Source organism: Enterobacter sp. (genome assembly GCF_977039595.1).
Window position 1 is genome coordinate 1 of the sequence record NZ_CDRQYH010000078.1, and the last position, 16,690, is coordinate 16,690.

At 52.8% G+C, this 16,690-nt stretch carries 15 protein-coding genes and 5 tRNA genes; 14 read left to right on the forward strand and 6 right to left on the reverse strand.

The annotated features are described in order from the left end of the window. Together ACWYRJ_RS17840 and seqA are read right to left on the reverse strand one after the other, a co-directional pair. On the reverse strand, positions 1–115 hold a 115-nt coding region (locus ACWYRJ_RS17840; protein ID WP_455508366.1), incomplete at its 3' end, for a hypothetical protein. A gap of 24 nt (positions 116–139) precedes the next feature. Then, positions 140–688 (reverse strand): replication initiation negative regulator SeqA, encoded by a 549-nt coding sequence (seqA, locus tag ACWYRJ_RS17845; RefSeq protein WP_008501070.1) that lies wholly within the window; start codon positions 686–688, stop codon positions 140–142. A 183-nt stretch (positions 689–871) separates the two neighbouring features. On the opposite strand from seqA, the gene ybfF reads away from it, so the two are divergent. The 4 genes from ybfF to fur all read left to right on the forward strand — a co-directional run bounded on the left by ybfF (position 872) and on the right by fur (position 3,484). Then, positions 872–1,645, forward strand: coding sequence for an esterase (gene ybfF / locus ACWYRJ_RS17850; protein WP_111964380.1), 774 nt, complete (start codon positions 872–874; stop codon positions 1,643–1,645). A gap of 128 nt (positions 1,646–1,773) precedes the next feature. Beyond that, on the forward strand, positions 1,774–2,061 hold the full coding sequence (gene ybfE / locus ACWYRJ_RS17855) for a LexA regulated protein (RefSeq protein ID WP_111964381.1): 288 nt from the start codon (positions 1,774–1,776) through the stop codon (positions 2,059–2,061). 155 nt (positions 2,062–2,216) lie between these two features. Then, the gene (gene fldA, locus ACWYRJ_RS17860) at positions 2,217–2,747 is read left to right on the forward strand and encodes a flavodoxin FldA (RefSeq protein ID WP_008501067.1); all 531 of its coding nucleotides are present in this window, start codon (positions 2,217–2,219) and stop codon (positions 2,745–2,747) included. Positions 2,748–3,037: 290 nt separating this feature from the next. Continuing rightward, positions 3,038–3,484 carry a ferric iron uptake transcriptional regulator gene (gene fur, locus ACWYRJ_RS17865; RefSeq protein ID WP_014169146.1) on the forward strand — a complete coding sequence of 149 codons (447 nt, stop codon included), beginning with the start codon at positions 3,038–3,040 and terminating at the stop codon, positions 3,482–3,484. Positions 3,485–3,576: 92 nt separating this feature from the next. Here the strand turns inward: fur and chiQ are convergent, their stop codons facing one another. The 4 genes from chiQ to nagE form a co-directional block, all read right to left on the reverse strand. Further along, positions 3,577–3,903 (reverse strand): ChiQ/YbfN family lipoprotein, encoded by a 327-nt coding sequence (chiQ, locus tag ACWYRJ_RS17870; RefSeq protein ID WP_111964473.1) that lies wholly within the window; start codon positions 3,901–3,903, stop codon positions 3,577–3,579. Between the two features lie 47 nt (positions 3,904–3,950). Further along, the gene (gene chiP, locus ACWYRJ_RS17875) at positions 3,951–5,348 is read right to left on the reverse strand and encodes a chitoporin ChiP (RefSeq protein WP_032661118.1); all 1,398 of its coding nucleotides are present in this window, start codon (positions 5,346–5,348) and stop codon (positions 3,951–3,953) included. A 446-nt stretch (positions 5,349–5,794) separates the two neighbouring features. Beyond that, positions 5,795–7,462, reverse strand: a complete 1,668-nt coding sequence (gene glnS, locus ACWYRJ_RS17880) for a glutamine--tRNA ligase (protein WP_111964383.1) — start codon at positions 7,460–7,462, stop codon at positions 5,795–5,797. A 169-nt stretch (positions 7,463–7,631) separates the two neighbouring features. Beyond that, positions 7,632–9,653 carry an N-acetylglucosamine-specific PTS transporter subunit IIBC gene (gene nagE / locus ACWYRJ_RS17885; RefSeq protein ID WP_111964384.1) on the reverse strand — a complete coding sequence of 674 codons (2,022 nt, stop codon included), beginning with the start codon at positions 9,651–9,653 and terminating at the stop codon, positions 7,632–7,634. 328 nt (positions 9,654–9,981) lie between these two features. Between nagE and nagB the strand changes: the two genes are divergently transcribed. From nagB to ACWYRJ_RS17935, 10 genes are all read left to right on the forward strand, one after another. Further along, on the forward strand, positions 9,982–10,782 hold the full coding sequence (gene nagB, locus ACWYRJ_RS17890) for a glucosamine-6-phosphate deaminase (protein ID WP_013097568.1): 801 nt from the start codon (positions 9,982–9,984) through the stop codon (positions 10,780–10,782). 55 nt (positions 10,783–10,837) lie between these two features. Further along, positions 10,838–11,986, forward strand: coding sequence for an N-acetylglucosamine-6-phosphate deacetylase (nagA, locus tag ACWYRJ_RS17895; RefSeq protein ID WP_111964385.1), 1,149 nt, complete (start codon positions 10,838–10,840; stop codon positions 11,984–11,986). Positions 11,987–11,994: 8 nt separating this feature from the next. After that, positions 11,995–13,215, forward strand: coding sequence for a DNA-binding transcriptional regulator NagC (nagC, locus tag ACWYRJ_RS17900; RefSeq protein WP_455508365.1), 1,221 nt, complete (start codon positions 11,995–11,997; stop codon positions 13,213–13,215). A 45-nt stretch (positions 13,216–13,260) separates the two neighbouring features. Continuing rightward, the gene (gene nagD / locus ACWYRJ_RS17905) at positions 13,261–14,013 is read left to right on the forward strand and encodes a ribonucleotide monophosphatase NagD (protein ID WP_023310763.1); all 753 of its coding nucleotides are present in this window, start codon (positions 13,261–13,263) and stop codon (positions 14,011–14,013) included. A 249-nt stretch (positions 14,014–14,262) separates the two neighbouring features. Then, positions 14,263–15,927, forward strand: coding sequence for an asparagine synthase B (asnB, locus tag ACWYRJ_RS17910; protein WP_010428626.1), 1,665 nt, complete (start codon positions 14,263–14,265; stop codon positions 15,925–15,927). Between the two features lie 226 nt (positions 15,928–16,153). Then, positions 16,154–16,230: transfer RNA gene (locus ACWYRJ_RS17915), tRNA-Met, on the forward strand. 8 nt (positions 16,231–16,238) lie between these two features. Then, positions 16,239–16,323: transfer RNA gene (locus ACWYRJ_RS17920), tRNA-Leu, on the forward strand. 23 nt (positions 16,324–16,346) lie between these two features. Then, positions 16,347–16,421: transfer RNA gene (locus tag ACWYRJ_RS17925), tRNA-Gln, on the forward strand. Positions 16,422–16,453: 32 nt separating this feature from the next. Continuing rightward, a tRNA-Gln gene (locus ACWYRJ_RS17930) sits at positions 16,454–16,528 on the forward strand. Between the two features lie 17 nt (positions 16,529–16,545). Further along, positions 16,546–16,622 (forward strand) — tRNA-Met (locus ACWYRJ_RS17935). Positions 16,623–16,690: the final 68 nt, after the last annotated feature.

Genomic DNA, 16,690 nt, shown 5'->3' on the forward strand with positions numbered 1-16,690 from the left:
CGTGTTCTGCGTTGCCCACGACCGGTTTCAGCACGTAATACTGCGCGGTCAGCTGAGCGACGTTAATCAAATCGCTTTGTTGTGCAGGTTGGCCTGCACGGCTGTGATTTGCCATTACCGGGTCCTTCTGATGCAAGGGTTAAATTGTACCGCAAACCTTTTCAATCAATTCCGCCGGGAACTGCATGGACTGCATGATGTGTTCAATCATGCTGCACTTACGGCCCGTATTGGTATTGGTGATCACCCAGTATGGGGTGCCAGGAACATGTTTGGGTTTGGTTTGATTGCCATTTTGCAGCAGCGTTTGCTCGTCGCCCGCGAAATAGACGCGAGTACGACCGTGCAGCGACTCGGTCGCTTCAGCAAACGCTTTGTTATCCAGTGAGTAAAGTGTAGACAGCACCAGCATAAAGCGGTTAACCGCCTTTTTCTGCTCCGCGTATTCATCGGAGAGCAGCAGCTCGCGCATCGCACGCACTTTATCTTTTGCCGGCGTCACGGCAGGTTTTGCTTGTGCAACAACGCTTGGCTGAGACACGACATCTTTGGTGACTGGGGTAGCAGGCTGTGAAGCGGCGGAAATTTTAAGCATGCGCCGTAAAATGTCGGACGCGCTCTCCCCGATATGCCGCGTCTGGCTGGCAATATACTGATAGAGTTCGTCATCAACTTCGATTGTTTTCATCTTAATCCAGTGCGATATCTTATCTGAATACAAGTCATTGGGATTATAAGGTCAAATCCCAACAGCGGATAGCGTCAAACCAGGTTGGCGGCAAAAGTCAGATTAAACTGGAACCTTGCAGCCGGGCGGCAGAATGGTCAACATGATACCCTAACCTGACATACGTAAAAAAAGAACTTTGCCATGAAATTGAATACCCGAGCGCAAACTGCACAATCGCCGAACAATAATTCTCCCATCGTACTGGTTCACGGGCTTTTTGGCAGCCTGGATAACCTGGGCGTGCTGGCGCGCGATCTGGTTACTGACCACGATATTTTACAGGTCGATATGCGCAATCACGGTCTTTCCGGCCGATCCGACGAGATGACCTACGCGGCGATGGCGCAGGATCTGCTGGATACGCTGGATGCCAACGACCTGCAAAAGGTGACCCTCATCGGGCATTCAATGGGTGGCAAAGCGGTGATGGCCCTGACGGCACTGGCCCCGGAGCGTATTAACGGCCTGGTTGTAATTGATGTTGCGCCCGTGGATTACGACGTCCGCCGCCACGACGAAATTTTTGCCGCCATCAATGCGGTCACCGAAGCGGGCGTCGCGACTCGCCAACAGGCGGCTGCCGTCATGCGTGAGCATCTTGATGAAGAAGGCGTCGTCCAGTTCCTGCTGAAGTCGTTTGTTGACGGCCAATGGCGTTTTAACGTGCCGGTGCTCTGGAATCAGTACAATAACATCGTGGGCTGGGAAACCGTCCCCGCCTGGCCACACCCTACCCTCTTTATTCGCGGCGGTAACTCTCCTTACGTTACCGACGCGTACCGCGACACGCTGCTGGCCCAATTCCCGCAGGCTCGCGCCCACGTGATTGCCGGTGCCGGACACTGGGTGCATGCAGAAAAACCCGATGCTGTGCTGCGCGCCATTCGCCGCTATCTCGCTGATACGACAAATTGATTAAAAAGAAAGCGACTGGAAGGCTGCGGGCTTCCAGTCGTTGGCGTGCCGTTTTTGGTGATGTATGATGGCGCGCTTATCGCCCGGGCATTAGCAGGGCGGCGTGTTTCCCCCGAAGTCTCAGAATCATGGCCAAAGAACAAACGGACCGTACGACACTAGATCTGTTCGCGAATGAGCGTCGCCCGGGACGACCGAAGACGAATCCGCTTTCGCGCGATGAACAGCTGCGTATCAATAAACGCAATCAGCTTAAACGCGATAAAAATCGCGGGCTTAAGCGTGTCGAACTGAAGCTTAACGCCGACGCCGTCGATGCGCTGAACGAGCTGGCTGACGCGCGAAATATCAGCCGAAGCGAGCTCATTGAAGAGATGTTAATCGCCCAGCTTGAGGCGTTACGCAGCCAGGCATAAGTCTGAAAATCCCCTTTATTACCCTTTTCATGTAGCACAGAGTGCAGTCCTGCGCGATAGCTGTTTCCGCAGGGTTGCCAGTTCTGCTATTATTGCCCTTATCCGTGGCCGAATTGCGCCACCATACTATTAAGTTTCAAGAGGTTATTTTACTCATGGCAATCATCGGCATTTTCTTTGGCAGTGATACCGGCAATACCGAAAATATCGCAAAAAACATTCAAAAACAGCTCGGTAAAGACGTTGCTGATGTGCATGACATTGCCAAGAGCAGCAAAGAAGATCTGGAAGGCTATGACATTCTGCTGCTGGGTATCCCAACCTGGTACTACGGTGAAGCCCAATGCGACTGGGATGATTTCTTCCCGACGCTGGAAGAAGTGGACTTCAACGGTAAGCTGGTTGCCCTGTTTGGCTGCGGTGACCAGGAAGACTACGCTGAGTATTTCTGTGACGCGCTGGGTACCATCCGCGACATCATTGAGCCGAATGGCGCGGTTATCGTAGGCCACTGGCCGACCGCTGGTTACCACTTCGAAGCGTCTAAAGGCCTGGCCGATGACGATCATTTCGTGGGTCTGGCCATCGACGAAGACCGTCAGCCAGAACTGACCGCCGAGCGCGTTGAGAAGTGGGTGAAGCAGATCCGTGAAGAACTGCACCTTGATGATATTCTGAACGCCTGATTTTATCGCGGCGCAACTGCGGTTGCGCCCATGCCCCAGGTCAAACCGATTAAATTAATCGCTACAATCTTTTAACTTTTTCGCCCAGACCTGTACAATGTCTCCCTGATAAAATGTGGTTTTCCATAGAGCAAGTTTGTTGGTGATACCCCATTTTTATAAGCATATTTTGCCTGAGACTTGCAGTTTTCATTTAGCCATGGCAGTTCTATAATGAGACGCATTATCCCAGGTGCATTTTCTGTCACTTCCTACAGAAGTGAATCGTTTAGCAACAGGACAGATTCCGCATGACTGACAACAATACCGCATTAAAGAAGGCTGGCCTGAAAGTTACGCTTCCTCGGTTAAAAATCCTCGAAGTGCTTCAGGGTCCAGACAATCACCATGTCAGTGCGGAAGACCTTTATAAACGTCTTATCGACATGGGTGAAGAGATTGGGCTGGCTACCGTCTATCGCGTGCTGAACCAGTTTGATGACGCGGGCATTGTCACCCGTCATAATTTCGAAGGCGGTAAATCTGTTTTCGAACTGACCCAGCAGCAGCACCACGATCATCTGATCTGCCTCGACTGCGGCAAGGTCATTGAATTCAGCGATGATTCCATCGAAGCGCGCCAGCGTGAAATCGCCGCGCGTCACGGTATCCGCCTGACCAACCACAGCCTGTATCTTTACGGTCACTGTGCTGAAGGCGACTGCCGCGAAGATGACCACGCGCACGACGCAAAATAATCAAGTGTTCATACTCTGAGCCAGCCGAAAGGTTGGCTTTTTTTTGCCAGAAAAAAGCCCGGTAAGCGCAGCGCCACCGGGCGTAAAGCAACTTATTTATTATTGTTGCGTATCTCGTTCCAGATCTTATCGCAACGCTTGGTCACTTCCTGATCGTTACCGGTTTTACGCGCCTGGATACAGGCCTGGTAATCCATCACGCGGACATTCTCCCGCGTCGCAAACTGCTCATGCGCTTTCTCTTTCTTCAGCACGTTCAAAACGCTCTGACAGGCTTCAATTTTCTCCGGCGATCCTTCTGCTGTATTAATACAGGCGCTATAGGCCTCCTTCAGCCGGGAATCTTCTTTCGGTGCCTCACTCTGAGCACACGCCACCAGCCCTGATGCCAGCAACGCGACGATTACGATTTTTTTCATCATATGCAGTCTCCGGTCCGGCGGGATCTAACCCGCCGGAAGATTCATCAGAAGATAGTGAACGGTGCGATAACCATGAATTTCACGTCACGTTCATCCTGGAAGATGTTGCCGTAACCGCCCGCGTAGCTCGGGATATCGGAGTGGTTGTCATACTGAGTGAAGTGCAGTTTGAACATTGTGCCTTTCGCGCGGCCATCCTGCAGGGTATAGATAGCATCGAGGCTGTAGGAAGACTCTTTCAGGCGATAGTTGGGATCGTAGTATGCGTCCGGAGTTGCCATATCGGCTGGTTTTGCATCCCAGGCGTAAGCGTAAGAAGCGCCCACCGCCCAGCCAGGCAGGTTCCAGTTTTTCAGGTCGTACATTGCGCCGAAGAAGACCGCTTTCTCGCCGTCGGCGTTGAAGTCTGAGCGGTTATCCCACCAGATATCAAGACGACCGTTGGATGAGGCATAGGTCGGGGTCATACGCTGCAGGAAGTAGCCCTGCTGCCCTTCCGCCTTCACCCATGTTCCTTCCAGACGTAAATCAACCTGACCGACCTTATAGCCGAAGGTTAGCGCCTGCAGCCACGCGGTGCCATCATAAATGTCATTGACGCCACCGTTGCTGACTTTGTCGCGCGTACCGTAGAACTGATAGCTGGTACTCAGCGGGCTACCCGCGACATCAAACTTATAGCTGGCCTTGGCAAAGTACTGATCGATATACCCTTGCGCCTGGCCAAATGCTGCTTCGAGAACCAGATCGTTTTTGAAGTCGTATTTCGCCCCCAGCGAGTGGAGATAATCGACTTTGGTTTTCTTATCGTTCTGGTAGAACTTGTCCATCTCGATGTGCCAGGGTGCTTTGTACTCGTTGGTCCACATATAGGAGAAGCTCAACGCACCCGCATCACCGTAGTCAAAGTTCGCCCCGGCTTCCGCACCCTGATAGGTACCCGGCATAAAACTCCAGTGCGGTGCTAACAGGGTCTGGCCAGTTGGCTGAATATAACCACCGCGCGCCCATACCGGACCGTATTTAAATTTTGCAGCGGCTTTGTAAAGGCTGATGCCGCTCTTATCCCCGGACCAGTCTTCTTTATACGCTTTATTGCTGGAGGAGAAGGCAATTTCGTTCGGGTGGGCGCTGTCGCCGTTTTCCGCCATTTCAATCGCGGTAAACGCAGCAATATCCAGACCGAACATATCCGCGGCATAGCCTGACTGGAAGTCCAGGTTGGCGTTCCAGGTGGAATGAGAAAGGTTGGTTTTGTATTTGTCTTCGGTGACGTCTTTACGGTCACGTTCACGCTGCCAGTAATAGATACCGCCCGTGAGGGTAGAATCGTCGATGAAGCCCGCCGCTTTCGCCTCTGGTGTCACCACCAGGCCCGACATTGCTGTCACACCGGCAATAGCCAGCGCCAGCGCACTACGTTTGCCACTGAACGTACGCATAGATTATTCCTCTTTGACGAATTAAAACGCCTGAAACGGCGTAAATAAAAAAGACCAAATGGTCAGGGGTAGTTTTAAATACCCTCGAATTAAATACCGTCGTTAGGTTATTTTTCGCGACGCGAATTATCAATGCTTTTTAGCGGACAAAAGTCAGGATTATGACGAAGTGCACATAATTAGTAGTGCTTTGTAACATTTGCAGGGAGGCGAGGAATGGCGGGGAATTTTCAAGTATTTCAGTGGCTAGACGAGAAACATCTTCCCTTTCTTATAACCTTTTTGTTTTTCCTAATGACACAAAATTTTTTTTGAAAAATAAGTAGCACCTCATTGACCTGATATTTTTATCACACCTTTTTAGGCCCTGGCTTAATACCCTGATCGTTAAATAAAAAAACGCCGCATAGTGCGGCGTTTGTCTCTCATTGACCAGACCAGCAATATTATTCGCCGATCTTCGTCCAGGTATCACGCAGACCTACGGTACGGTTAAATACCGGTTTTTCTGCCGTGCTGTGACGGCTGTCCAGGCAGAAGTAACCTTCACGTTCGAACTGGAACGCTTTGCCTGCTTCAGCGTTTTTCAGAGAAGGCTCCGCATAACCCTGCTTGATCACCAGAGATTCCGGGTTGATGGTCGCCAGGAAGTCTTCCGCAGCACCAGGGTTAGGCACGCTGAACAGACGATCGTACAGACGAATTTCTACCGGCAGCGCGTGGGATGCGCTCACCCAGTGGATAACGCCTTTCACCTTGCGGCCATCCGCAGGATCTTTGCTCAGCGTTTCAGCATCATAAGAACAGAAGATGGTGGTGATATTCCCTTCTGCATCTTTCTCTACGCGCTCGGCTTTGATGACGTAGGCATTACGCAGACGCACTTCTTTACCCAGCACCAGACGCTTGTACTGTTTGTTGGCTTCTTCGCGGAAGTCAGCGCGGTCAATCCAGATCTCGCCGCTGAACGGCACGTCACGGCTTCCCATTTCCGGTTTGTTCGGATGGTTAGGCATGGCGACCAGCTCGCTTTCACCCTGCGGATAATTTTCGATAACCAGTTTCACCGGATCGATAACCGCCATCGCGCGCGGAGCGTTTTCGTTGAGATCTTCGCGAATGCATGATTCAAGGGACGCCATCTCGATGGTGTTGTCCTGCTTGGTCACGCCGATACGTTTGCAGAACTCACGAATAGAGGCGGCAGTGTAACCACGGCGACGCAGACCAGAAATGGTAGGCATACGTGGATCATCCCAGCCCTCAACGTGCTTGTCGGTCACCAGCAGGTTCAGCTTACGCTTGGACATCACGGTGTATTCCAGGTTCAGGCGAGAGAACTCGTACTGGCGCGGATGCACAGGAATGGTGATGTTATCCAGAACCCAGTCGTACAGACGACGGTTGTCCTGGAACTCCAGCGTACACAGGGAGTGCGTAATGCCTTCCAGCGCATCGCTGATGCAGTGGGTAAAGTCGTACATCGGGTAGATGCACCACTTGTTGCCGGTCTGGTGGTGTTCCGCAAACTTAATGCGGTACAGCACCGGATCGCGCATCACGATGAACGGAGACGCCATGTCGATTTTGGCACGCAGGCACGCTTTGCCTTCTTCGAAGCCACCGGCACGCATTTTTTCAAACAGCGCCAGGTTCTCTTCCACGCTGCGGTCGCGGAACGGGCTGTTTTTGCCCGGTGCGGTCAGCGTACCGCGATACTCACGGATCTCGTCAGCAGACAGCTCGTCGACATACGCCAGACCCTTGTTGATAAGCTCTACCGCATAGGCGTACAGCTGATCAAAATAGTCAGAGGAGTAGCAGATATCGCCAGACCAGTTGAAGCCCAGCCATTGCACGTCGTTCTTAATGGACTCAACGTATTCGATGTCTTCTTTTACTGGGTTGGTGTCATCGAAACGCAGGTTGCACTGTCCCTGGTAGTCTTGCGCAATGCCAAAGTTCAGGCAGATGGACTTCGCATGCCCGATATGCAGGTAGCCGTTCGGCTCCGGCGGAAAGCGGGTATGAATTGTGGTGTGCTTACCACTGGCCAGATCTTCATCGATGATCTGACGAATAAAGTTACTCGGGCGGGCTTCAGCCTCACTCATCGTGGATTCCTCAAAGCGTAAACAACGTATAACGGCATATGATCTTATAAGCCGGACGTAGTGACAACCCTTAAAACGTCTCTGAAGAAAATAATGGGGGCATTTGCTGCAAAAAAAAGCGGCGGAGGATCTCCCCCGCCGCTTAAGGCATGACTCTACTCAGGAGCGATTACTTGCCTTTAATCTCGTACAGCGGTGTTTGACCCGCAACAACCTGACCTTTCGCCTGAATGACCAGGCCGCTGAAGTCGTCGATGTTGCTGCAAACGACCGGACTTATCATGGAGCGCGCGTTGGCGTTCAGGAAGTCCAGATCCATTTCCAGAATCGGCTGCCCAGCCACCACTTCAGCGCCCTCTTCCACCAGACGAGTAAAGCCCTGGCCGTTCAGCGCAACGGTATCGATACCCATATGGACAACGATCTCCGCGCCATTTTCGGTTTCGAGGCAGAACGCATGGTTGGTGTTGAAGATTTTCACGATGGTACCGGCAGCCGGAGACACAACGGTTTTGTCCGTTGGTTTCACCGCCACACCGTCACCGACCGCTTTGCTGGCGAAGGCTTCGTCAGGCACCTGCTCAATCGCAACGACTTCACCGGTTACCGGTGAAACCAGCGCGGCTATCGTTTTGGCGTTGGGTACCGCCTGCGGTTTTGCAGCCGCTGGCGCGGCGGCAGGTGCGACAGAAGCTTCTGCTGCGGCTACCGGGCCGGTAGTTTTCATGGCATTAGCAATTTTCTCTGCCACAAAGCCAACGATAATCTGCACGCTGGTTTTGTTCAGGCGGATAACACCGGACGCGCCCAGACGTTTGGCCAGCGCTTCGTTCACCAGGGAAGAGTCTTTGACGTTCAGACGCAGGCGAGTGATACAGGCATCGATACCGGTCAGGTTGTCAGAACCGCCTACTGCGGCGATGTACTGACGCGCCAGACCTGAAACGTCCTGGTCCTGAGCACCGCTCACGTTCACATCCTGACCATCCGCTTCGCTACCGGCCACGGCCAGTTCACGACCCGGTGTCATGAGGTTAAATTTGGTGATAGTGAAACGGAACACTACGTAGTAGATCGCGAAGAACACCAGACCTTGCGGGATCAGCATCCACCAGTGGGTCGCCAGCGGGTTACGGGACGAAAGCACCATATCCACCAGACCGGCGCTGAAGCCGAAACCGGCAATCCACTGCATGCTGGCAGCGATGAACACGGAGATACCGGTCAGCACGGCGTGGATCACATACAGAACCGGCGCCACGAACATGAAGGAGAACTCCAGCGGCTCGGTGATACCGGTGAAGAAGGCCGCGAACGCGCCCGCCATCATGATACCCAGCACTTTCGCTTTGTTCTCTGGACGCGCGCAGTGGTAGATAGCCAGCGCAGCACCCGGCAGACCAAACATCATGATCGGGAAGAAGCCCGCCTGGTAACGACCGGTGATACCGACAACCGCTTTACCTGCTTCGATGGACTGTGCGCCACCCAGGAAGTTAGGGATATCGTTAATACCGGCAACGTCGAACCAGAACACGGAGTTCAGCGCGTGGTGCAGACCAACCGGGATCAGCAGACGGTTGAAGAACGCGTACACGCCCGCACCGACAGAACCCAGTTTCTGGATGTGCTCACCGAAGTTCACCAGACCGTCGAAAATCATCGGCCAGACGTACATCATGATGAACGCGACAACGATCATCACAAACGAGGTCAGGATAGGGACCAGACGGCGGCCGCTAAAGAAGGAGAGCGCTTTTGGCAGCTCTACGCTGCTGAAGCGGTTATACAGTTCGGCAGAGATGATACCCACAAGGATACCGACAAACTGGTTGCTGATCTTACCGAATGCCGCCGGAACCTGGTCCGCCGGAATTTTTTGGATCATGGCCACTGCTGCAGGTGAGCAGAGAGTGGTTAAGACGAGGAAACCGACAAAACCGGTCAGCGCAGCGGCACCGTCTTTGTCTTTGGACATACCGTAAGCCACACCAATCGCGAACAACACGGACATATTGTCGATAATGGCGGAACCTGACTTGATAAAGAACGCCGCCAGCGCGCTGGTATTACCCCAGCCGTTGGGGTCGATCCAGTAGCCGACACCCATCAGGATGGCTGCGGCAGGCAGCGTGGCGACCGGCACCATAAGTGCGCGGCCAACCTTTTGTAAATAACCTAGAATACTCACTTTCTTCCCCCTATGAGACCCCGTTTAAGGCATGTTCTCAGCTCTGTTTTTTATTGTGTCACGAACTATAGATACAGTTGATGCTTCACTGGCATTGTGAGTGTGTGAAAAATTAATTCGTATCGCAAATTAAACGCGTACTTTTTGTGATTTTTGTCACCAAATATCGTTATTAACCCTTCCTTACACTGGCTAACAGTGAAAACTTATTTTATCATTCAAAAAATCAAGACGGATTGATCCGGCCTGAAAGTTTCCAGGTTACGCTTAAGTATCAGGTTCCGATAGCTATCCGCCCACTCTTCTACTTTAACTCTTGAGGTGAACAATGAGACTGATTCCCCTGGCAACTGCTGAACAAGTTGGTAAATGGGCCGCTCGCCATATCGTTAACCGTATCAACGCCTTTAAACCAACTGCCGATCGTCCTTTCGTTCTTGGACTTCCGACAGGCGGCACACCGCTGACTGCCTACAAGGCGCTGGTTGAGATGCATAAAGCAGGCCAGGTTAGCTTCAAGCATGTTGTGACATTCAACATGGATGAATACGTTGGCTTACCGAAAGATCACCCGGAAAGCTACCATAGCTTTATGCACCGTAATTTCTTTGATCACGTTGATATTCCAGCTGAAAATATTAACCTGCTGAATGGAAACGCGCCTGATATTGACGCAGAATGCCGTCAGTATGAAGAAAAAATCCGTTCTTACGGTAAGATCCACCTGTTTATGGGTGGTGTAGGTAATGATGGTCACATCGCGTTTAACGAACCGGCGTCATCTCTGGCTTCCCGCACCCGTATTAAAACGCTGACCCATGACACGCGCGTGGCAAACTCCCGCTTCTTTGACGGCGATGTTAACCAGGTTCCAAAATACGCCCTGACCGTAGGCGTAGGCACCCTGCTGGATGCTGAAGAAGTGATGATTCTGGTGCTGGGCAGCGTGAAAGCCCAGGCGCTCCAGGCTGCCGTTGAAGGCAACGTAAACCATATGTGGACCATAAGCTGCCTGCAGCTGCATCCGAAATCAGTCATCGTCTGCGACGAGCCGTCCACGATGGAGCTGAAGGTTAAAACGCTGAAGTACTTCAACGAGTTAGAAGCTGAGAACATCAAAGGTCTGTAATTGAATAACCGCCTCTTCATCAAGAGGCGGCCGCTTTTTTTAACCGGGGGTCGTTATGTACGCTTTAACCCACGGTCGGATTTATACCGGCCATGAAATTCTGGATGACCATGCGATTGTTATCGCTGATGGCCTGATTGAACGTGTTTGCCCGCTGGCAGAACTGCCGCCGGAGATTGAACAGCGCTCACTCAATGGAGCAGTAATCTCCCCCGGTTTCATCGACGTGCAGCTCAACGGCTGCGGCGGTGTGCAATTCAATGACACCGCGGATGCGGTGACGGTAGAAACGCTGGAGATCATGCAGAAAGCCAACGAGAAATCGGGCTGCACCAGCTATCTGCCAACGCTCATCACCAGCAGTGATGACCTTATGAAGCAGGGTATCCGCGTGATGCGAGAATACCTGGCCAAACATCCTAACCAGGCGCTGGGTCTGCACCTTGAAGGGCCATGGCTGAATATGGTCAAGAAAGGAACGCATAACCCGGACTACGTGCGTAAACCTGATGCAGAGCTGGTTGACTACATGTGTGCCAACGCCGATGTGATCACCAAAGTGACGCTGGCGCCTGAAATGACGGGTACGGATGTCATCAGCAAGCTGGCCGCCGCCGGGATTATCGTTTCAGCAGGCCACTCAAACGCAACGCTGAAAGAAGCGAAAGCCGGTTTCCGCGCGGGAATTACTTTCGCAACTCACCTTTACAACGCCATGCCGTATATCACAGGCCGTGAACCGGGTCTGGTCGGGGCGATTCTGGATGAGCCAGACGTCTACTGCGGCATTATTGCTGACGGCTTACACGTCGATTACACCAACATTCGCAACGCTAAGCGGCTGAAAGGTGACAAGCTTTGTCTGGTGACGGATGCCACCGCACCGGCAGGTGCAAATATTGAGCAGTTCATTTTTGCCGGTAAAACAATATACTACCGCAATGGACTGTGTGTGGATGAAAACGGTACGCTGAGCGGTTCCTCTTTGACCATGATTGAAGGGGTGCGTAACCTGGTAGAACATTGCGGGATTGCGCTTGATGAAGTCCTGCGCATGGCAACCCTGTATCCGGCTCGCGCAATGGGCGTGGATAAACAGCTCGGCGGAATTGCACCAGGTATGGTTGCAAACCTGACGGCATTCACACACGATTATAAAATTATTAAGACCATCGTTAATGGTAACGAGGTCGTCACTGAGTAAGTAAAAGTATGACACCTGGCGGACAAGCTCAAATCGGTAATGTCGATCTCGTTAAACAACTTAACAGTGCGGCGGTATACCGCCTGATTGACCAGCACGGCCCCATCTCGCGGATTCAGATAGCCGAACAAAGCCAGCTTGCTCCCGCCAGCGTGACAAAAATTACCCGCCAGCTCATTGAGCGCGGTCTGATCAAAGAAGTCGATCAGCAGGCCTCCACCGGGGGCCGCCGCGCCATCTCTATTATTACCGAAACCCGCAATTTTCAGGCAATTGGCGTCCGTCTGGGGCGCCATGATACCACCCTCACGCTGTACGATCTGAGCAGTAAAGCCATTGCGGAAGAACACTACCCTCTTCCGGAACGCACCCAGGAGACGCTGGAACATGCGCTGCTCAATACCATCGCGCAGTTTACTGAAAGCTGTCAGCGCAAGATCCGCGAACTCATTGCCATCTCCGTGATCCTGCCCGGTCTGGTCGACCCGGAAAGCGGCGTGATCCGCTATATGCCGCACATTCAGGTTGAAAACTGGGGGCTGGTCGACGCGCTGGAAAAGCGTTTTAAAGTGACCTGCTTTGTGGGTCACGACATCCGCTCTCTGGCGCTGGCGGAGCACTACTTTGGTGCGAGCCAGGACTGTGAAGACTCTATTCTGGTGCGCGTCCACCGCGGTACGGGTGCAGGCATTATCTCTAACGGCCGGATTTTTATTGGGCGCAACGGTAACGTCGGAGAGATCGGCCACATTCAGGTTGAACCTCTCGGGGAGCGCTGCCACTGCGGCAACTTTGGCTGCCTTGAAACCATCGCCGCCAACACGGCCATCGAGCAGCGCGTTCGCCATCTGCTTGAACAGGGTTATCAAAGCCGCGTCACGCTGGACGACTGCAAGATAGGCACCATCTGCAAAGCCGCTAATAAAGGCGACGCGCTGGCCTGCGAAGTGATCGAGCAGGTTGGACGTCATCTGGGGAAAACCATCGCCATTGCCATTAACCTGTTTAACCCACAAAAAGTGGTGATCGCCGGTGAAATTGTGGAAGCGGAAAAGGTTCTGCTCCCTGCGATTGAAGGCTGTATTAACACCCAGGCGCTGAAAGCATTCCGCCAGAATCTTCCGGTGGTTCGTTCAAAGCTTGACCATCGCTCGGCGATTGGCGCGTTCGCGTTGGTCAAACGCGCCATGCTCAACGGAATTCTGCTCCAGCATTTGCTGGAAAGCTGATCGAACCTTATAGTAACGCCTTCTTTTTTTGAAGTCGGAATATCCATGACCATTAAGAACGTAATTTGTGATATCGACGGCGTGCTGATGCACGACAACGTTGCCGTGCCGGGTGCTGCGGAGTTTCTTCACCGCATCATCGACAAAGGAATGCCACTGGTTCTGCTCACGAACTACCCTTCTCAAACCGGTCAGGATCTGGCAAACCGCTTTGCCACCGCAGGCGTCGACGTCCCGGACAGCGTGTTTTATACCTCGGCGATGGCCACGGCGGATTTTCTGAAGCGTCAGGAAGGAAAGAAAGCCTACGTGGTGGGTGAAGGTGCGCTGATACACGAGCTCTACAAAGCGGGCTTTACCATCACTGACGTGAACCCGGACTTTGTGATTGTCGGCGAGACGCGTTCCTTTAACTGGGAGATGATGCATAAAGCAGCATACTTTGTCGCCAGCGGTGCGCGCTTTATCGCCACCAACCCGGATACGCATGGCCGTGGTTTTTATCCGGCCTGCGGCGCGCTCTGCGCCGGTATCGAGAAAATCTCAGGTCGTCAGCCGTTCGTGGTCGGTAAACCGAGCCCGTGGATTATTCGTGCCGCGCTCAACAAGATGCAGGCCCACTCTGAAGAAACCGTTATTGTCGGCGACAACCTGCGCACCGATATTCTGGCCGGTTTCCAGGCGGGTCTGGAGACGATTCTGGTCCTGTCCGGCGTCTCTCAACTTGATGACATTGATTCGATGCCGTTCCGGCCGAGCTGGATTTACCCCTCCGTCGATGAAATTGACATCATCTGATACCGAACCACGCCTCAGGGCGTGGTTTTTCATTTATGGCCTACACAAATAAAACTCCATCTAACAAAAAGCACATTTCATTGCATAATCATCAATAAAAGAACTCATGGCGTACTCTTTTTTCACTATTCCGCAATCACTATTGCACTATTTCCGTTTTCACCCGTAAAACGCTTGCGCGCCCTGCCCCTTTGCGGCATTTTCATAAGCAAGCAACATTACAAAGCAACAGGGTTAACGGAGAAGGTTATGTGTTCAATTTTTGGCGTACTGGATATTAAAACTGACGCGGGCGAACTGCGTAAAAAGGCACTCGAACTGTCCCGCCTGATGCGCCATCGCGGCCCGGACTGGTCAGGCGTTTACGCCAGTGACAAAGCAATTCTGGCTCACGAACGTCTGTCTATTGTTGACGTCAACGCCGGTGCACAGCCGCTGTATAACGAGAAAAAAACGCACGCGCTGGCTGTCAACGGTGAGATCTATAACCACCAGGCACTGCGCGCCGAATACGGCGACCGCTACGCATTCCAGACCGGCTCTGACTGTGAAGTGATCCTGGCGCTGTATCAGGAGAAAGGTCCCGAGTTCCTGGACGACCTGCAGGGCATGTTTGCCTTTGCCCTGTACGACAGCGAAAAAGACGCTTACCTGATTGGCCGTGACCATATCGGTATTATCCCGCTGTACATGGGTCACGATGAGCACGGCAACTTCTACGTTGCCTCTGAAATGAAAGCCCTGGTACCGGTCTGCCGCACCATTAAAGAGTTCCCGGCAGGCAGCTATCTGTGGAGCAAAGACGGCGAGATCCGTCAGTATTACCAGCGTGACTGGTTCGACTACGACGCGGTAAAAGACAACGTCACGGACAAAGCCGAGCTGCGTCAGGCCCTGGAAGATTCCGTGAAAAGCCACCTGATGTCAGACGTACCTTACGGCGTGCTGCTCTCAGGCGGCCTGGACTCCTCCGTGATCTCGGCAATCACCAAGAAATTTGCGGCTCGTCGCGTGGAGGATCAGGAGCGCTCAGAAGCCTGGTGGCCACAGCTGCACTCTTTTGCCGTGGGCCTGGAAGGTGCTCCTGACCTTAAAGCCGCGCAGGAAGTGGCAAACCACCTCGGCACCGTGCACCACGAAATTCATTTCACCGTGCAGGAAGGTCTGGATGCGATCCGCGATGTGATCTATCACATTGAAACCTATGACGTGACCACCATCCGCGCCTCAACGCCGATGTACCTGATGTCGCGTAAGATCAAGGCGATGGGCATCAAGATGGTGCTCTCCGGTGAAGGTTCTGACGAAGTGTTTGGCGGCTACCTGTACTTCCACAAAGCGCCAAACGCTAAAGAGCTGCATGAAGAGACCGTGCGTAAGCTGCAGGCGTTGCACATGTTCGACTGCGCGCGTGCCAACAAAGCAATGTCGGCGTGGGGCGTAGAAGCACGCGTGCCGTTCCTGGATAAGAAATTCCTCGACGTGGCAATGCGCATCAACCCGCAGGACAAGATGTGCGGCAACGGCAAAATGGAAAAACATATCCTGCGCGAATGTTTTGAATCCTACCTGCCGGCGAGCGTCGCATGGCGTCAGAAAGAGCAGTTCTCCGATGGTGTAGGCTATAGCTGGATCGACACCCTGAAAGAGGTCGCGGCGAAACAGGTTTCTGATCAACAGCTGGAAACCGCAAGCTTCCGCTTCCCGTACAACACGCCGGGCTCGAAAGAAGCGTATCTCTACCGTGAAATTTTTGAAGAATTGTTCCCGGTGCCGAGTGCTGCGGAGTGCGTACCGGGTGGCCCTTCCGTCGCCTGCTCTTCTGCCAAAGCGATTGAATGGGATGAATCGTTCAAATCCATGAACGATCCATCAGGACGCGCGGTAGGCGTCCATCAGTCAGCCTACAAATAATCACCTAGATCGCAATCAGGCCCCTCAGGGGCCTGTTTTTTTTGCCTCACATTTCACCGCCTAAATCTGATTAATAACCAATAATTGCCGAATATTCGGTCACGCTGTTCGCAACCTAACCAAACAGTCACATTCCGGCTATTTTCGTTGAAAAAGGTGTTGACGCTGCAAGGGTCTATACGCATAATGCGCCCCGCAACGCCGATAAGGTAACGCGAAAAAAGATGGCTACGTAGCTCAGTTGGTTAGAGCACATCACTCATAATGATGGGGTCACAGGTTCGAATCCCGTCGTAGCCACCATCTTTTTTGCGGGAGTGGCGAAATTGGTAGACGCACCAGATTTAGGTTCTGGCGCCGCAAGGTGTGCGAGTTCAAGTCTCGCCTCCCGCACCATTCCCGGGTAAGCGTTGCACGGATGGGGTATCGCCAAGCGGTAAGGCACCGGTTTTTGATACCGGCATTCCCTGGTTCGAATCCAGGTACCCCAGCCATATTTCTTCGATTTTGCGGTTCTCCGCGGTATTGGGGTATCGCCAAGCGGTAAGGCACCGGTTTTTGATACCGGCATTCCCTGGTTCGAATCCAGGTACCCCAGCCATCGAAGATTGCAGTACTGGCTACGTAGCTCAGTTGGTTAGAGCACATCACTCATAATGATGGGGTCACAGGTTCGAATCCCGTCGTAGCCACCAAATTAAGATTGTCGATTTTTCGGTAATCAAAACAAATTGTTGGGGTATCGCCAAGCGGTAAGGCACCG